At 34.4% G+C, this 17,032-nt stretch carries 16 protein-coding genes; all 16 read left to right on the top strand.

Translation table 11 applies throughout. From position 1 onward, the window contains the following. Positions 1-116: 116 nt before the first annotated feature. The 16 genes from EV214_RS04995 (at position 117) to EV214_RS05070 (ending at position 17,008) form a co-directional block, all read left to right on the top strand. Complete coding sequence (locus tag EV214_RS04995; RefSeq protein ID WP_132243334.1) at positions 117-1,649, top strand: stalk domain-containing protein; 1,533 nt, start codon at positions 117-119, stop codon at positions 1,647-1,649. 203 nt (positions 1,650-1,852) lie between these two features. Continuing rightward, the gene (locus EV214_RS05000) at positions 1,853-3,967 is read left to right on the top strand and encodes an S-layer homology domain-containing protein (protein ID WP_132243336.1); all 2,115 of its coding nucleotides are present in this window, start codon (positions 1,853-1,855) and stop codon (positions 3,965-3,967) included. A 202-nt stretch (positions 3,968-4,169) separates the two neighbouring features. Further along, positions 4,170-4,562 carry a 3-aminobutyryl-CoA ammonia lyase gene (kal, locus tag EV214_RS05005; RefSeq protein ID WP_330571258.1) on the top strand — a complete coding sequence of 131 codons (393 nt, stop codon included), beginning with the start codon at positions 4,170-4,172 and terminating at the stop codon, positions 4,560-4,562. A 41-nt stretch (positions 4,563-4,603) separates the two neighbouring features. Then, positions 4,604-5,452, top strand: coding sequence for a 3-keto-5-aminohexanoate cleavage enzyme (gene kce, locus EV214_RS05010; protein WP_132243338.1), 849 nt, complete (start codon positions 4,604-4,606; stop codon positions 5,450-5,452). A 112-nt stretch (positions 5,453-5,564) separates the two neighbouring features. Then, positions 5,565-6,203 carry a fructose-6-phosphate aldolase gene (fsa, locus tag EV214_RS05015; RefSeq protein WP_132243340.1) on the top strand — a complete coding sequence of 213 codons (639 nt, stop codon included), beginning with the start codon at positions 5,565-5,567 and terminating at the stop codon, positions 6,201-6,203. Between the two features lie 105 nt (positions 6,204-6,308). After that, entirely contained in the window at positions 6,309-7,304 is a 996-nt protein-coding gene (gene glpX / locus EV214_RS05020; RefSeq protein WP_132243342.1) for a class II fructose-bisphosphatase, read from the top strand. A gap of 14 nt (positions 7,305-7,318) precedes the next feature. Further along, positions 7,319-8,287, top strand: a complete 969-nt coding sequence (glpX, locus tag EV214_RS05025) for a class II fructose-bisphosphatase (RefSeq protein WP_132243344.1) — start codon at positions 7,319-7,321, stop codon at positions 8,285-8,287. A gap of 157 nt (positions 8,288-8,444) precedes the next feature. Further along, positions 8,445-9,797 (top strand): transcription termination factor Rho, encoded by a 1,353-nt coding sequence (gene rho, locus EV214_RS05030; protein WP_132243346.1) that lies wholly within the window; start codon positions 8,445-8,447, stop codon positions 9,795-9,797. Positions 9,798-9,903: 106 nt separating this feature from the next. Then, on the top strand, positions 9,904-10,104 hold the full coding sequence (rpmE, locus tag EV214_RS05035) for a 50S ribosomal protein L31 (RefSeq protein WP_132243348.1): 201 nt from the start codon (positions 9,904-9,906) through the stop codon (positions 10,102-10,104). Between the two features lie 101 nt (positions 10,105-10,205). Then, a complete protein-coding gene (locus EV214_RS05040) occupies positions 10,206-11,162 on the top strand; it encodes a DUF1385 domain-containing protein (RefSeq protein ID WP_330571261.1) in 957 nt (318 codons plus the stop codon). Next, entirely contained in the window at positions 11,153-12,019 is an 867-nt protein-coding gene (prmC, locus tag EV214_RS05045; protein WP_132243350.1) for a peptide chain release factor N(5)-glutamine methyltransferase, read from the top strand. Before EV214_RS05040 ends, prmC begins: the two co-directional genes overlap by 10 nt. A gap of 57 nt (positions 12,020-12,076) precedes the next feature. Beyond that, on the top strand, positions 12,077-13,144 hold the full coding sequence (gene prfA / locus EV214_RS05050) for a peptide chain release factor 1 (RefSeq protein ID WP_132243352.1): 1,068 nt from the start codon (positions 12,077-12,079) through the stop codon (positions 13,142-13,144). Positions 13,145-13,318: 174 nt separating this feature from the next. After that, entirely contained in the window at positions 13,319-14,485 is a 1,167-nt protein-coding gene (locus EV214_RS05055) for a cation:proton antiporter (protein WP_243116555.1), read from the top strand. A gap of 136 nt (positions 14,486-14,621) precedes the next feature. Beyond that, positions 14,622-15,338 (top strand): ZIP family metal transporter, encoded by a 717-nt coding sequence (locus tag EV214_RS05060; protein ID WP_132243354.1) that lies wholly within the window; start codon positions 14,622-14,624, stop codon positions 15,336-15,338. Between the two features lie 153 nt (positions 15,339-15,491). Beyond that, complete coding sequence (locus tag EV214_RS05065; protein WP_132243356.1) at positions 15,492-16,547, top strand: L-threonylcarbamoyladenylate synthase; 1,056 nt, start codon at positions 15,492-15,494, stop codon at positions 16,545-16,547. A gap of 5 nt (positions 16,548-16,552) precedes the next feature. Then, entirely contained in the window at positions 16,553-17,008 is a 456-nt protein-coding gene (locus EV214_RS05070; RefSeq protein WP_132243358.1) for a low molecular weight protein arginine phosphatase, read from the top strand. The last annotated feature ends 24 nt before the right edge of the window (positions 17,009-17,032 follow it).

Raw genomic sequence — 17,032 nt, forward strand, 5'->3', positions numbered from 1 at the left:
TTCCTTAGGGAAGTTCTTTTTTATTTATTTCATGACATCACAAAAATTTCATAAAAAATTAAGAACTGATTTCTATTTTATTATGGTATAATAACAAAATAGGAGGAGATGTGAAAATGGATAGTAGACTAAAGAAAATAAGTATTGGAGCGACTATATTTACGCTATTTATGGGAAGCATTGCTGTAGCAGAGGACGTATCTTTGATGGAAGTAAAATTCACTATTGGACAGCCCAAGTATCAAATAGGAGCTACGGAAAAAAATATAGATGTCATACCGTACATAAAAAATGGAAGAACTATGCTGCCAATAAAATATGCAGCAGAAGTGATCGGTGTAGATGAAAAAGATATTACATGGGATGAAAAAAGTAAGACCGTTACCCTTTTTAAGGATAATAGTATTATCCAAATGACAGTCGGGAATAAGATTTTGGTGAAAAATGGAAAACAGATGGTGATGGAAGCTGCACCAGAGATTATGAATGGAAGAACCATGTTGCCAGTAAGTTATATCGCAAAAGCTTTAGATATAGAAATAAAATGGAATAGCATTCAAAATACTATTACGGTAGTGACACAAAAAGATATAATAGAGCCTACGAAAGAAAAGGAAATTACATGGGATTACAATTATGATCAATTATTAGAAAAAGCTTTAAAAAGCAACAAAGATTTAAGAAAAACCAAAATGCTTTTAGATAAAGCAGAAGAATTAAAGGATGATGCTACTCAAAGCTTTGAATCAGTTAATGAAATTCCTAGTAATATGACATCAGATCCTAAAGTAGCGGGTAAGAAAAATTTAGTTTATAGAAACTATAGAGGTCAGCAAATAGCATTAAATGTAGCAGAAAAAGATGTAGAAACCATGAAAGAAAAAATCGCTTATGATGTAAAAAATGCTTATTATAATGTATTAAAAAGTGAAAAAACTAAAAAACTAGCGGCACTAGGCTTAGAAATTAAGCGTGAAAAGATGAATCATGCCAATTTAAAATATGAGCAAAGTATGACCAGTGAATTTGAAAAAAATAAAGCAAAAAGAGATTATGAAGAAGCAAAAAAAACCTATGAAATGAGTCAAAAAGCATTAGATTTAGTATACGAAGGTTTAAACTATTCAGTAGGCTTTAAACCTGAAGAAAGGTATATTCTAGAAGATCATATCGTATTTGATGAAATACCAGAAGTAGATCTAAATCTAAATACCCACATTCCTACAATGATTAATAAAAGTCCACAAATATGGGCATTAGAACAAAAAATTGACTTAGCTCAATTAGGGCTTGATTTATTTGTATTTAATAGTGATGGGGATTATGAAGCGACAAAAATTGATCGAAATACTTTAGATGTGGATCTTTCAAGCTTAAAAGAAGCTTATGAAGAAAATCTAAGAAAACTGCATACAGGTCTTGAAACACTCGAAAAAAAATATGAAAGTACGCAGATTGCGCTAGAAAAAGCACAAGAGGATTTAAAAGTTGAAAAGCTTAACTATGCGGTTGGAAATGGTATTGCGTTGCAAGTAAAAGTTGCTGAAATACAAGTAGAGGAATTGAAAAATAAACGAGATGAAATTATCATGGAATATAATGATAAAGCCACTTTATATCAAAAACCTTGGTTGGCGCTTTCAAAATAGAGAATGATTCTTCAAAAAAATAATATTTTTATCGTTTAACAAAGTTTGCATACCAACTAAGATAAATCTTGGTTGGTTTTTTGATATATTACTATTTTATTACATTTCCTATTTTTAAAAGGATTTTTTAGTTATATATAGAATACATACACAAAATGCGAAAATGAATAAAAAATGTAGATATGAGGAGGTAAATATATACAATGAAAAGAAAAATTAGTTTTGTACTTGTTGTGTGGATGTTTGTATTGAGTACCATTAGTAGTTTTGCAGCGGTATCTTTTTCGGATGTACCAAGCAACCATTGGGCAAAGGATTTTATTACAAAGATGGCAGATAAAAAAATTATTAGTGGGTATTTTGATGATTATACCTTAAAGGCTACCTTTAAACCAGACAAAAGTGTAAGTTACATAGAAGCAATGCAAATGATTTACAATACGTTAAAAGCAGCAAATAAGCTAAAGTCTACTACAGGACTTGCAACGAAATATGCAGCAGCATTAAATGCAAATAAAATACCTACTTGGGCACATGAAGCAGTAGCTTATGGCGTAGAGTATGGTATTTTGCATCAAGATGAAGTAAAGGCATTTGTAAAAAATGGAAATCCGGTATATGCAAAAAAGGTAGATGTAGCTGTATTCATTGGGAAATCTTTGGAGATGAAACTTGAAGCCCTTCCAGTACTTAATTTTGTAGATGCTGAAACCATAAAAACAGCAGCGCTTCCATATGTAGATCTTTTGAAAAAAAATAAAATTGTTGATGGAGATACACAAAATAAATTTAATCCAAATAGCATTATAAATAGAGCAGTAATGGCGACTATGTGTTCAAATACTTATGATCTAATAGTAAAGGAATCAACTGTAGTTGTATCACCAAGTACACCTGTATTAAGTGACCTAGAAGGAACCATCGATTATGTGTCATCAGATGCAAAAATGCTTATTGTAAAAGATACGAAAGGTGATAAAAAGTCTTATACATTAAAAACTACATATGTTAGAAAAGATGGTAAATATATTACTTTAAATGATCTAAAACAAGGAGATACTGTAAAATTAACATTTAACACAAGTGGTGATGTGCAAGGAATAGAGGTAAAAGTATCTTCAAATGCTACAACGGGATCAGATGATAAAACAAGAATTATTGATTATATTGATGAAGATGCAAAATTACTTATTGTAAAAAATAAAAAAAGCAAATCTGAAGTTTATAATTTAAAAGGGGTTCGTATCAAAATTGGTGGAAGATCAAAAGATATTGATGACTTAAATAAAGGGGATGGCATCAAGCTTATTTTTGATAACAAAGGAGAACTTGATGAAATCCAAGTAGATGATACAGTAACAAGTATGGAAGGTCGTGTAGAAAGCTTAAAAGAAATTGATAAATATGATAAGACGTATTTATTAATGGCCCGAGATAGAACTAATTTAATTATAAAAAAAGAATTGAAAATTGATAAAGATACAGAGATTGAATATGATAGAGACGATGTAGATGCAGATAAACTAGTAAAAGGCATGGATATTTATATCAAATATGTAGGAGACCGTGCTATAAAAATAGAAATAGACGAGGAAGATAAGACGTATCAAGGAATTTTGGATTCAAGAATACTATTTAAAAAAGAACCAATTTTAAAATTGCAAATGAACAGTGGCGATGTTAAAGAATTTACAGTAGATGATGATGTAGATATTGATCGTGATGGAGATGATAAATTAGATTTACTAGAAGAAGGAGATATTGTTACGATAAAAGTTGAGTATGGAAAAGTGACAGAAATTACAGCCATAGAACGTACAGATAAAAGAAGTAAAGTAGATGGGGTTATTAAACAAATTACGCGGGGTGATCCTTCAAGTATCACTATTAAAACAGATGATAAAGAAACCTTAAAATATGAAATAAAAAGGGGGATAACGGTTGAAATAAAAGATAAAGATGGTAAAAAAGATAAGAATAAAGAATTAAAAGACTTAGAAATTGGCTATGAGGTGAGACTTCGTCTTGATAACGGAAAGGTTAATAAGATTGAAGCAGAAGGAAAGGCGAGTACAGATAGAATTACAGGAGAGATTATAAGGATCTATGGTAGTATTATTAGCGTAAGACTTTTCAATGTAAAAGATCGTGAAGACGATAAAATTTCTGTATTTTTAGAGGATGATGCAAAGATTATTGGTTCAGATGGGAAAGAGACAAGATTAAAAAATTTAGATGAAGATGATGAGATTATGATGAATGGGCGTTTTGAAGATGAGGATATGTTTAAGGCAAGTAGAATTGTGGTAATTGATTAGTTTTTATGGCTAATATTTCTAAAATATAGTAAAAGTATATTTGAAACCCGACTAGGAAAATACCCTAGTTAGGTTTCTTTTTTGTATTTACACATTGTCCCAACCTCCCATTTAATGATATAATGATATGGGCATGATTTACTTTTGGGCAAGGCTTTCAATATCTTTATAAAAAACATAAAGATATTAGGAGGAATATAAAATGGAAAAAACAATCAAAACATCATTAAGATTGAGAATGAGTGCAAAGGACGCACATTACGGTGGAGAATTAGTAGATGGCGCGCATATGGTACATTTATTTGGAGATTTGGCGACAGAGCTATTAATCATGCGTGATGGAGACGAGGGGTTATTTGCAGGATACGAAGAAATTAAATTTTTAGCACCTGTTTATGCAGGAGACTATATTGAAGTCGTTGGAGAAATCATCAAAGAAGGAAATACTTCAAGAAAAATGAAGTTTGAAGCAAGAAAAGTAGTGATTTCAAGAAAAGATATCAGTGCGTCGGCAGCGGATGTATTAGATGAGCCAATCGTTGTTTGTACAGCGATTGGAACTTGTGTTACACCAAAGGATTCTCAAAGAAAATAAGTTAGAAGAAAAAAAATTTAAGATGAGGAGTGGACACAAGCATGGAAAAATTAATTATTACAGCTGCAATATGTGGCGCAGAGGTAACAAAAGAACACAATCCAAATGTTCCTTATACAGTAGAAGAAATAGCAAGAGAAGCACATACTGCTTATAAAGCAGGAGCGAGCATTATTCACTTACACGTAAGAGAAGATGACGGCACACCCACACAAGATAAAAACAGATTTAAAGCATGCATCGATGCCATTAGAAAAATTTGTCCAGATGCAATCATTCAGCCTTCAACAGGTGGCGCTGTAGGGATGACGGACCTTGAGAGACTTCAGTCTACAGAAGTTGAAGAATTAGCATTAGGACTAAAGCATCCTGAAATGGCAACGCTTGATTGTGGTACTTGCAACTTTGGTGGAGATGAAGTATTTGTAAATACAGATAATACGATCAAAAACTTTGGGAAGATTATGATTGAAAGAGGCGTGAAACCTGAAATTGAAGTATTCGATAAGGGAATGATTGACATTGCGATCAAGATGCATAAAAAAGGCTACATAAAAACACCAATGCACTTTGATTTTGTACTAGGGGTTCAAATGAGTGCCACTGCAAGAGATTTAGCATTTATGGTAGATAGTATACCAGTAGGTTCTACATGGACAGTAGCAGGAGTTGGCAAAAGCCAATTTCAAATGGCAGCTATTGCGATCGCGATGGGTGGACATGTAAGAGTAGGGTTTGAAGACAATGTTTATATTGAAAAAGGGGTTGCAGCAAAAAGCAATGGAGAGTCTGTTGAAAAAGTGGTTAGAATCGCCAAAGAATTAGGTAGACAAATCGCAACACCCACTGAAGCAAGAGAGATCCTAGGATTAAAACCTTTAAATAGCTAAAAATAAATAGGCAAAAAAGAACTCCATTTTTTAGGGGTTCTTTTTTATACTTTTAACATGTAATGATTTTGTATATAATAGGAATAGGAAAAAGAATAAGGGAGGAATAAAAATGAAATTATTTATTGATACAGCAAATGTAGAGGAGATTAGAGAAATTGGCATGTGGGGAGTATTAGCAGGGGTAACTACGAATCCAAGTCTTATCGCAAAGGAAGGAAGAGATTTTGAAACAGTGATCAAAGAAATAACAGAAATTGTAGATGGACCTATCAGTGCAGAAGTAATGGGAGAAACTGCTGAACAAATGGTAAAAGAAGGAAAAGAATTATCCAAACTACATAAAAATATCGTGATTAAAATTCCGATGAATGCAGAAGGCTTAAAAGCAGTAAAGGCATTGAAACAAAAAGGAATTAAGACCAATGTGACTTTGATATTTTCTGCAAACCAAGCATTGCTTGCAGCACGTGCTGGGGCAAGTTTTGTCAGTCCTTTTGTAGGAAGAATGGATGATATAGGCAATATTGGCATGGATTTGATACGTGATATTGCAAATATTTTTGAACTACATGGCATAGAGACAGAAATTATTTCAGCAAGTATTCGTCATACAGCACATGTGATGGAGTCCGCATTAGCAGGCGCACATATTGCAACTATCCCTTACAAGGTATTTAACCAAATGCTAAATCATCCACTTACAGATAAAGGAATCGAAAGATTTAAGGCGGATTGGAATAATAGATAGAAAAAAGTATGTTATAATGATATAAAGTGATATATTAATATTGATAAAAGGAAGTATTGTGCTTTTATTAATATGACGTACATACAGTTTATTGGAGGTAAAAAAATGGATAGAAATTTAGCTTTAGAAATTGTAAGGGTTACAGAAACAGCTGCACTAGCGAGTGCGAGATATATGGGTAGAGGAGATAAGGAAGCTGCAGATCAAGCGGCGGTAGATGGGATGAGGAAAGCATTTTCGCATGTATCGATTAAAGGAACGGTAGTGATTGGCGAAGGGGAACTTGATGAAGCCCCGATGCTCTATATAGGAGAAGAAGTAGGAACGTGTAAAGAACTAGATAAAGAAGTGGATATTGCAGTAGATCCACTAGAAGGAACAAACTTGATTGCCAAGGGACTTCCAAATGCTATTGCAGTACTTGCTATGGCACCAAAGGGTACATTATTACATGCACCGGATACATATATGAAAAAGATTGCAGTAGGACCGAAGGCAAAAGGATGTATCAACTTAGAAGATTCTGTTGAAAAAAACTTAAAAGCAGTTGCAAAGGCTTTAAATAAAGAGATGCAGGATTTAACCTTAATGATTCAAGATCGAGAAAGACATAAAGAAATTATTAAAGAAGCAAGAATTGCTGGATGTCGAATCAAACTATTTAGTGATGGGGATGTAGCGACAGCAATTGCTACGTGCTTTGAAGATACAGGAATTGATATATTTATGGGAATTGGTGGTGCGCCAGAAGGTGTGATTGCAGCAGCAGCGATCAAATGCATGGGTGGAGAAATGCAAGGAAAAATCATACCGCTTTATGAGGAAGATAAAGCTAGGTGTGAGGAGTTAGGATGGACAAAAGAGAAAAGAGCGAAATTACTTACTTTAGATGATTTGGTAAGCTCTGATGATGTATTATTTGTAGCAACGGGCGTATCTGATGGGGAATTATTAAAAGGGGTTACTTATTTGGAGAATAATAGAGCAAGAACGCACTCTGTAGTGATGAGAGGGAGTACTGGAACGATTCGATTTGTAGATGCAATTCATAAGTTAGATAAGAATGATATATTAATAGAAACGATGGCGAAACATAAATAAGGGGGCATATTTTTATGGATAGAAATCTGGCATTAAACTTAGCGAGAGTTACGGAGGCAGCAGCATTAGGTGCTGCAAAATATATGGGGAGAGGCGATAAAAATATCGCGGACCAAGCAGCTGTTGATGGCATGAGAAGTATGCTAGATACATTAAACATAGATGGAACAGTCGTGATTGGTGAAGGAGAAATGGATGAAGCACCCATGCTTTATATTGGGGAGCAGATAGGAAAGTCTGTAGAAGGATCTATAAAGGTAGATATTGCTGTAGATCCTGTAGATGGAACGAATTGTGTTGCAAAGGGACTTCCAAATGCTGTAGCTGTAGTAGCGATAGCACCCAAAGGACATCTTTTAAATGCACCCGATATGTATATGGACAAAATTGCAGTAGGTCCTAAAGCAAAAGGTGTGGTTTCTCTGGATGCACCCGTAAAAGAAAATCTGATAAATGTTGCAAAAGCACTTAATAAAAACATTACAGACCTTACAGTGACAATGCTTGATCGAGAGAGACATGAAAAAATCATGAAAGAATGTAGAGAATTAGGAGTAAGAATAAAATTGTTCCAAGAAGGAGATGTGGCTGCGGCTATTGCTACATGCTTTGAAGATCGAGGCGTAGATATCATGCTTGGCATTGGGGGTGCACCAGAGGGGGTTATTGCTGCAGCTGCCCTAAAATGTTTAGGGGGAGAATTTCAAGGGAAGTTAGTTCCTTTCGAAGAAGAAGAAAAAGAAAGATGTGAAAGAATGGGCGTACCTACAGATACGGTATTGCTGATGGAAGATTTGGTAAAGGGAGATGAAGTGTTATTTGCGTCTACTGGGATATCTGATGGGGATTTATTAAAAGGGGTTACCTATTATGGAAACAATATGGCAAGAACCCATTCTGTTGTCATGCGTGCAGAAACAGGCACAATCAGATTTATAGAAACTGTTCACAAATTGGATCAAAAACCAGAGTATGCAAAATAATAGCAAGGACTTGACAATAAAAACGATGCCATATAGAATTGTAAGGATTGAAGTTCTAGAAAAAATAAATTTTGAATGATGACTTGAAGGTTGTATATACAACCTTCAAGTATAAGCAGATAGCCAAAATTATTAATTTTGTGCGAATCGCTTGGTTATGATAGACATAAACGGAGGTGTGGTTTTGGATTTGCTTGAAATAGAAAAAAAGAAGTTGGACGAGCTGAGAGAGATGGCAAAAAAGCTTCATATAAAAAATATCACGAAGTATAAAAAACATGAACTAATAGAACTAGTGATGGCCACTTCGAAAAAAGAAGAAGCAGTAGAAGAAAAGAAAATTCAGATGAACCGAGAGAAACTGCCGGAAAAGATCAATAATGAAATAGATAACAGTCGAAATGTAGATACCGTAGAAGGTGTACTTGAACTTACTGAAGGCGGATTTGGATTTTTAAGATTTTATAATTTTCTTACCAGCGATGAGGATGTATATGTATCACCCTCACAAATCAGAAGGTTTAATTTAAAAACAGGTGATAAAGTTTTAGGTATTACGCGACCACCGAAAAGTGGTGAAAAATTTAGAGCTCTTCTATATGTACAAAAGGTTAACAATGACAATCCTGAAATCGCTTCGAAAAGACCTAACTTTGATAATCTCACACCTATTTACCCCAATGAAAGGCTAACCCTTGAATATGATCCTACAGATCTTTCAACAAGACTCATTGACTTAATTGCGCCTATAGGAAAAGGGCAAAGAGGCTTGATTGTAGCCCCACCGAAGGCTGGAAAAACCATATTGCTTAAAAAAATTGCAAATAGTATTGCACAAAAGCATAAAGAGATTGAGATTATAGTCCTTTTAATAGATGAAAGACCAGAGGAAGTTACAGATATGCAAAGGTCTATTAATGGAGAGGTAATCTACTCTACGTTTGATGAATTGCCAAGTCACCATATAAAGGTAGCTGAAATGGTTTTAAATAGAGCTAAAAGGCTTATAGAGCATGGAAAAGATGTGGTAATCTTATTAGATAGTATTACAAGGCTTGCCCGTGCATACAACTTGACAATCCCATCTACTGGAAGAACATTATCAGGAGGACTAGACCCTGGCGCACTGCACAAACCAAAAAGATTTTTTGGTGCAGCTAGAAATATTGAAGAAGGTGGTAGCTTAACAATTTTAGCGACTGCTTTGATCGATACAGGAAGCCGTATGGATGATGTGATTTTTGAAGAATTCAAAGGTACAGGAAATATGGAACTACACTTAGATAGAAAACTATCAGAAAAAAGAATATTCCCTGCAATTAATGTGAATAAATCAGGAACAAGAAGAGAAGATCTATTGATGAACCAAAAAGAATTAGAGGCTATATGGAATATCAGGCGTGCCATGTCTAACAACCAAACCCAAGAAATGACAGGAACCATTATTAATAAGCTTACAGAAACGAAAACAAATCTAGAGTTTGTAGAAAAGATGCGCAATAAAATTTAAACGAAAAAACGCTTGAACTTAAATATCGCCTATGCTATAATGTAATAGTTGAAAATGAAGAATTATGTTTTGATATAGAGAAATACAAAAGAAAGAGGTGAATAACATGAAAGCAGCAATCCATCCAGATTACAAAAAATCAGTTATAAAATGTGCTTGTGGCAATACATTTGAAACAGGTTCTGTAAAAGAAGAAATCAAAGTGGAAGTTTGTTCAGAATGTCATCCATTCTATACGGGTAAACAAAAGTTTGCAAGTCAAGGTGGACGTGTGGATAAGTTTAAGCAAAAATATGGCATGAAGTAATAATAGGATAGAGATTTTAGATAATTTTAGGTTAGAGATGATGATCTCTAACCTTTGTTGTATATGGAGAAAAAATATACCTTTCTGAAAGGAGGATTCATTTGGATTACGAAAAGATTTTTAGGAAGCAGGCAAGACCAACAAGTATTGGGGGGCAAGCAGTAATAGAGGGTATTATGATGAGAGGTCCAAAAGATATTGCTATTGCAGTTAGAAAGCAAGACCAAGAGATTGTTATAAAAAAAGAAGCGATAAAGGGAATGACAAAGAGTATCTTTACGAAAATTCCTATTATTCGAGGAAGCATTGCGCTGATTGATGCGATGGTTATGGGTGTAAAGTCACTCACATACTCTGCTGAGTTTTTTGAAGAAGAAGAGGATACAGAAGAAAAAGGAAAGTTTGAGCTATGGATTGAGAAGAATTTTGGAGATAAGGCGAATGATATGCTCATTTATTTTTCTGTATTTATGGCGCTAGCTGTAGGGATCATTCTTTTTATTATTTCTCCAACGGTAGCAATGAATTTTCTGAAGGGAAAAATAACAAATGCGTGGGCTTTAAATGCTGTAGAAGGCATAGTAAGAATTCTGTTATTTGTAGGATATATTCTTTTGATCTCAAGAATGAAGGATATACAAAGAGTCTTTCAATACCATGGGGCAGAACATAAAACCATTCATTGTTATGAGAGTGGGCTTCCTTTAACGGTAGAAAATGCAAAAACTTTTCCAACCCTTCACCCAAGATGTGGGACAAGTTTTCTTGTGTTTGTGATGATTGTAAGTCTTATTCTATTTTCCATGGTAGGTTGGCCAAATCCTTTGATGCGGATTTTGTCGAGATTTGTATTGCTACCAATCGTTGCAGGGATTTCTTATGAAGTTTTAAAATGGGCAGGAAAAAGCCAATCTAAATTTGTACAAATGATTAGTTATCCAGGATTATTGCTACAAAAATTAACGACAAGAGAACCGGACGATAGTCAATTAGAAGTAGCAATTGCTGCAATGAAAAATGTTTTGGTGGAGGACAAGGAGGCAGACCTTTGGCAGTAAAGATACAAGAAGCTTTAAAAGAAGTTGTAAGTAGAATGGAAAAAATGAGCATACAAACACCTCTGTTAGATGCAGAGGTGCTTTTGTGTCATGTTTTAAAGAAAGAACGATATTTTTTATATACCCATCGAAACGATTGCTTGACAGATGAACAAGTTTCTCTTTTTTTAACCCTTATTGAAAAAAGAATTAACGGTATGCCTGTACAATATATTACAAATACTCAAGAGTTCATGGGACTAGACTTCTATGTAAAAGAAGGGGTACTTATTCCTAGGGCGGATACAGAAATATTAGTAGAAAGTGTAATAGAATGGGCAAAGAAAAGGAATAATGAACCTATAAGGGTCGCGGACCTAGGAGCGGGAAGTGGTGCCATCACGATAAGCCTTGCAAAATATATAAAAAAAAGCTACGTATATTCTGTAGATATATCCCCAGTAGCCTTAGCGATTGCAAAAAGAAATGCTCAATATAATGAGACCAACAATATTACTTTTTTAGAGGGAGATCTATTTGAACCTTTAAGAAAAGAAAAGATAGAAGGAAAGATCGATCTATTGGTTTCTAATCCACCTTATATACCGAGGGATGAAATTGAAAAGCTTCAGATAGAAGTTGCAAAACATGAACCAAAGCTTGCATTAGATGGTGGGATAGATGGATTAGATTACTATAGAAGAATAATTGATGAAGCAATGTTTTTTGTAAAAAAAGGAGGTTGTATTGCCCTTGAAGTAGGACATGATCAAGGAGACAGGGTAAAGGTAATGATGATGGAAAAAGGGTGCTATAGAGATATAAAGAAGATAAAAGATTTGGCGGGAATTGAAAGGGTCGTCACCGCTACGTTGTGAAAATAGCGCAAAGATGATATAATAAACTGTTGATATAAAATTTGTGAGGTGAAATAGATGTTTGAAAAATTAGATTTTATACATGATAAATATGCTGACTTGAGCCGAAAAGTGTCAGACCCAGAGGTTATTAATAAGCAAACAGAATGGCAAAAATATATAAAAGAGCTTGCGGACATCGAACCTATTGTAAATGGGTACAAAGAATATAAGGAAACCAAAGATGGGATAGAAGAAGCAAAATCTATTTTAGAAGAAAGTAATGATGAAGAATTAAGAGAAATGGCAAAGATGGAATTAAATGAGTTAGAAGATAAAATAGAGGATGTAGAAAATCAATTAAAACTATTGTTAATCCCTAAGGATCCGAATGATGAAAAGAATGTTATTGTAGAGATTCGAGCGGGTGCCGGTGGTGACGAGGCAGGTTTGTTTGCAGGAAATTTATTGAGAATGTATACAAGATATGCAGAAAGAAATCGATGGAAAGTAGAAATGATGAGTTTAAATGAAACAGGTGTCGGTGGGATTAAGGAAGTTATCTTTATGCTTAAAGGAAAAGGTGCTTATTCAAGACTGAAGTATGAAAGTGGTGTCCATAGAGTACAGAGAATTCCTACTACAGAATCAGGAGGAAGAATCCATACGTCTACAGCTACTGTAGCGGTATTGCCAGAAGCAGATGATGTTGAAGTTGAAATCAATCCAAATGATGTGCGCGTAGATGTTTTCCGTTCTTCTGGAAATGGTGGACAGAGTGTTAATACAACAGATTCTGCTGTAAGGGTTACCCATATGCCTACAGGAATTGTTATTTCTTGTCAAGATGAAAAATCACAGCTTAAGAATAAAGATAAAGCATTTAAAATTTTGAAAGCAAGATTGTATGATAAGATGTGTGCAGAACAACATGCAGAAATTGCTGAAGAGAGAAAGAGTCAAGTAGGTACTGGAGATAGAAGTGAAAGAATTAGAACCTATAATTTCCCACAAGGACGTGTTACAGATCATAGAATCAATCTAACATTATATAAGCTAGATTATTTATTAGACGGAGAGATTGATGAAATATTAGATGCATTGATTACAACAGATCAAGCAAAAAAATTACAGCAAGTCGTATAGCTTTTATGCTGAGGAACGTATCGTTCCTCAGTTTTTTGTTATACATGTAGTTATTACTTGAAAAAAAGGAGTATGAGTGATAGACTATAAATTATATTTTCAGAAAGGTATATGAATAATATATTTTATGCAAATTAACAATAGAATATTTTCTAAGAAAGAAGTGTGAAAACAGTGGATTCAAAAGCGGTCTTTTTAATGCATATTGGCATTCTTTTATTAGGAGCAAACATAGGAGGGTTCATTAGTACAAAACTAAAGCAGCCTGCTGTATTGGGACAAATTTTAGTAGGTATATTTCTTGGAATGGGTATATTGGAAAAGACAGAACTCATTCATTATCTATCTGAAATAGGTGTAGTATTACTTATGTTTATTGCAGGATTAGAAACAGATGTAAATGAATTAAGAGCATCTGGGAAATCTTCTGCAGCAATAGCTGTGGCTGGAGTAATAGTGCCAATAGTTATGGTGAGCGGAGCAGCTTATTTAATCAGTGGAAATTTTATTAGTAGTATTATTTTAGGACTTATTTCAGTTGCAACAAGTGTTAGCATATCTGTTCAAACCCTTAAAGAATTAGGCCATTTAAGAACAAGGCAAGGGGTGGGTATTTTAGGAGCGGCGATTATAGATGATATTATAGGGATTGTCCTTTTGACAATTGTTGTAGGGATGGCACGGCCAGGGACTGGAGGAAATGTATTTATTGTTATTTTAAAAATATTTTTATTCTTTGTCATTACAATGGTAGTAGGATATATCTTGGTACGAATATTGGTAAAAATTTCTGATAGAGTCAATGTAAGAAGAAGAATTGTACCCTATGCAATCATATCTTGTTTAATATTAGCGTTTATATCTGAAGAACTTGGCGTTGCAGCTGTTACAGGAGCATATTTTGCGGGAGTTATTTTTTCTATGACCCCTTATAGGCACAAAGTTTCTCATGATGTAGGGGTGATTGCGGATACGATATTTACGCCCATCTTTTTTGTTGGGATTGGGTTAGGTGTAGAGTTAAGTTCTATTGGCGATGGATTGGGATTTAGCATATTGTTATTGGGACTAGGCATTATTGGTAAAATTGCGGGATGTGGATTTGGAGCGAAAATAACAGGTTTTAGTGGAAAACATGCGCTACAAGTTGGTATAGGTATGGTACCACGGGCAGAAGTATCTATTATTATTGCAAATCTGGGCTTGAAAATGGCACTTATTGGACATAAGGAATTTGCGTCTGCTATTGTCCTTGTGATTGCGACAACGCTCATAACCCCTTTATTATTAAAATGGTCTTTTAAAGGAGAAAGGAAAAGTATTAAAGATACGATTGAATAGATAACAAAAGCCTGTGAACAATTGTTCACAGGCTTTTGTATATATGTGAGAGAAAAAGAATATAGATAGATATGTGTAAGTCATTCACTTTTAAAGATAAAAGAATGAGAAATGAATGTGAGAATGGAGGGGGAAGATGAAGAGCATATTTGTTATTAGCCTAATTGGATTAAGTATAGGTATAATAGGAACGGGTTTAGGAGGAATTATAGCTTTTTTTATGAAAAACCCTAGCAATAGATGCTTAAGCTTCATTTTAGGTGCTACAAGCGGACTCATGCTATCGATTGTATGTTTTGATTTATTGCCTGAAGCATTTGAACTTGGGCAATTGTATGTAGCGATAAGCGGAATTATAATGGGTGTATTTACGATTATGATTTTAGAGACAGGGTTAGCAGAAAAGAATGAGGATTTTACAAAGACAGGAATCTTATTAGGAATAGGCATTGCTCTTCATAATTTTCCAGAAGGATTAGCAATTGGAGCGGGGTTTATGGCAACGAAAGAGTTGGGTATAGGTATATCTATTGTTATTGGGTTACATAATATGCCTGAGGGGATCGCCATGGCCACACCGCTTAGGGTAGGAGGAATGGGTAGGTTAAAAGTTTTTTTGTATACAATCTTTGCAGGGATGCCTATAGGATTAGGCGCTTTTATTGGGGCATTTTTAGGAGAAATATCTAAAGGTTTTGTGGCGTTTTGTTTAGCCTATGCAGCTGGAACGATGCTTTATATAACGTGCGAAGAATTAATTCCAAACTCTCTTCGCTTTCAATTTAAAAGAGTATCAAGCTTTGGATTTGTATTCGGATTTATTGTGGGGATTATTCTATCACAAAAATTGTAAAAAGTAGATCATAAATTTAGATAGAAAAAAAGAGCAATCATGTTTATATTTGGGTGAATTTAGAGAACTTGTTTAACCATATGGTTTTATGAACGTTGAAATTAGTGTATAATAATGAAAGATATTTGATTGAAATTCTACGAGGTGATAAAAATGATAGACACAAAGATTTATGAAATAGATCCTAAGTCCATTGAAAAAGAGCGTCTAAAATTTGCTGCAAAAACTTTAAGGGAAGGTGGAACCGTTGCTTTCCCTACCGAAACAGTTTATGGACTAGGCGGAAATGCCCTTGATGAAAAGGCTGTAAAAAAAATATTTAAGGCGAAGGGAAGACCTTCTGATAATCCGCTGATTGTACATATTGCAAAAGTAGAAGATTTGGATGATTTGGTAAAAGTAATACCAGAGAACGCAAAAATCCTTATGGAAAAATTTTGGCCAGGACCTTTAACCATTATATTTGAAAGAGGGGATAAAATACCAGATGTGATCACGGGTGGACTAGACACAGTGGCGATTAGAATGCCCTCTCATCCAATAGCGAATCTTTTAATTGAAATGGCGGGGCTACCTATCGCAGCGCCTAGTGCAAATCTATCTGGAAAGCCTAGTCCTACGAAGGCTGAACATGTAATAAATGATTTAGAAGGAAAAGTAAATGTGATTATAAGCGGAGGAAGTTGTGAGGTGGGACTTGAATCTACAGTAGTAGATGTGACAGGAAAACCTATGATTCTAAGACCTGGGGGTGTAACAAAGGAAGAATTAGAAGCGGTACTAGGAAATATTGAAGTAGACCTTGCCATAGAAGAAGGAAATGTAAATCTTATACCCAAATCTCCAGGAATGAAGTATACCCATTATTCTCCTCAAGGAGAAGTAATCATTGTGTCAGGAGCAGTAGAAAAAATAGTTGAGAAAATCCATAGCCTCAAACAAGAAAATGAAAAAAGAGGACTTAACGTTGGGATTATGTGTACGGATGAAACGAAAACTTTATATAAAGAAGGCGTAGTCTTATCAATGGGAAGTCGAGAAAATGTAGCATCTATTGCAAATCATCTTTTTGATGTTCTTCGTATGTTTGATGAAGAAGGCGTAGACATTATATTTGCAGAAAGCATAGAGAAAAAATCTTTAGGACATGCAGTCATGAACAGAATGATCAAAGCAGCAGGATATCATATCATAAAGACTGGAAGGTGAGAAGCATGATGCGTATATTGTTTGTATGTACAGGAAATACTTGTAGAAGCAGTATGGCAGAAGGGATCTTTAGAAAAATGCTTGAAGAAGCTGGAGAAAAGACAAAGGGGGTACAAGTGTTTTCTGCTGGAACATCTGCCATACAGGGACAAAGTGCTGCTAAAAATGCAATACAGGTAATGGATGAAAAAAGCATTGATATAAAAAAACATACGGCAAAAGTTGTAACAAAAGAATTGATTGATCAAGTAGATTTGATTTTAACCATGACAAATAACCATAAAAGACAATTGTTACAAATTGTACCTGAAGCGAAAGAAAAAATAGATACTTTAAAAGAATATATAGGTTTATTTGGGGATATAATAGATCCTTTTGGACAATCGGTAGATGTATATCGCGCATGTGCAAAAGAGATGGAAGAAAACTTGAAAATATTGGTGGAAAAAGTTATAGAATAAAATTAAAGTAAACAATTCTTATAA

It is taken from the genome of Marinisporobacter balticus, assembly GCF_004345705.1.
In the GTDB taxonomy this organism is placed as follows: domain Bacteria; phylum Bacillota; class Clostridia; order Peptostreptococcales; family Thermotaleaceae; genus Marinisporobacter; species Marinisporobacter balticus.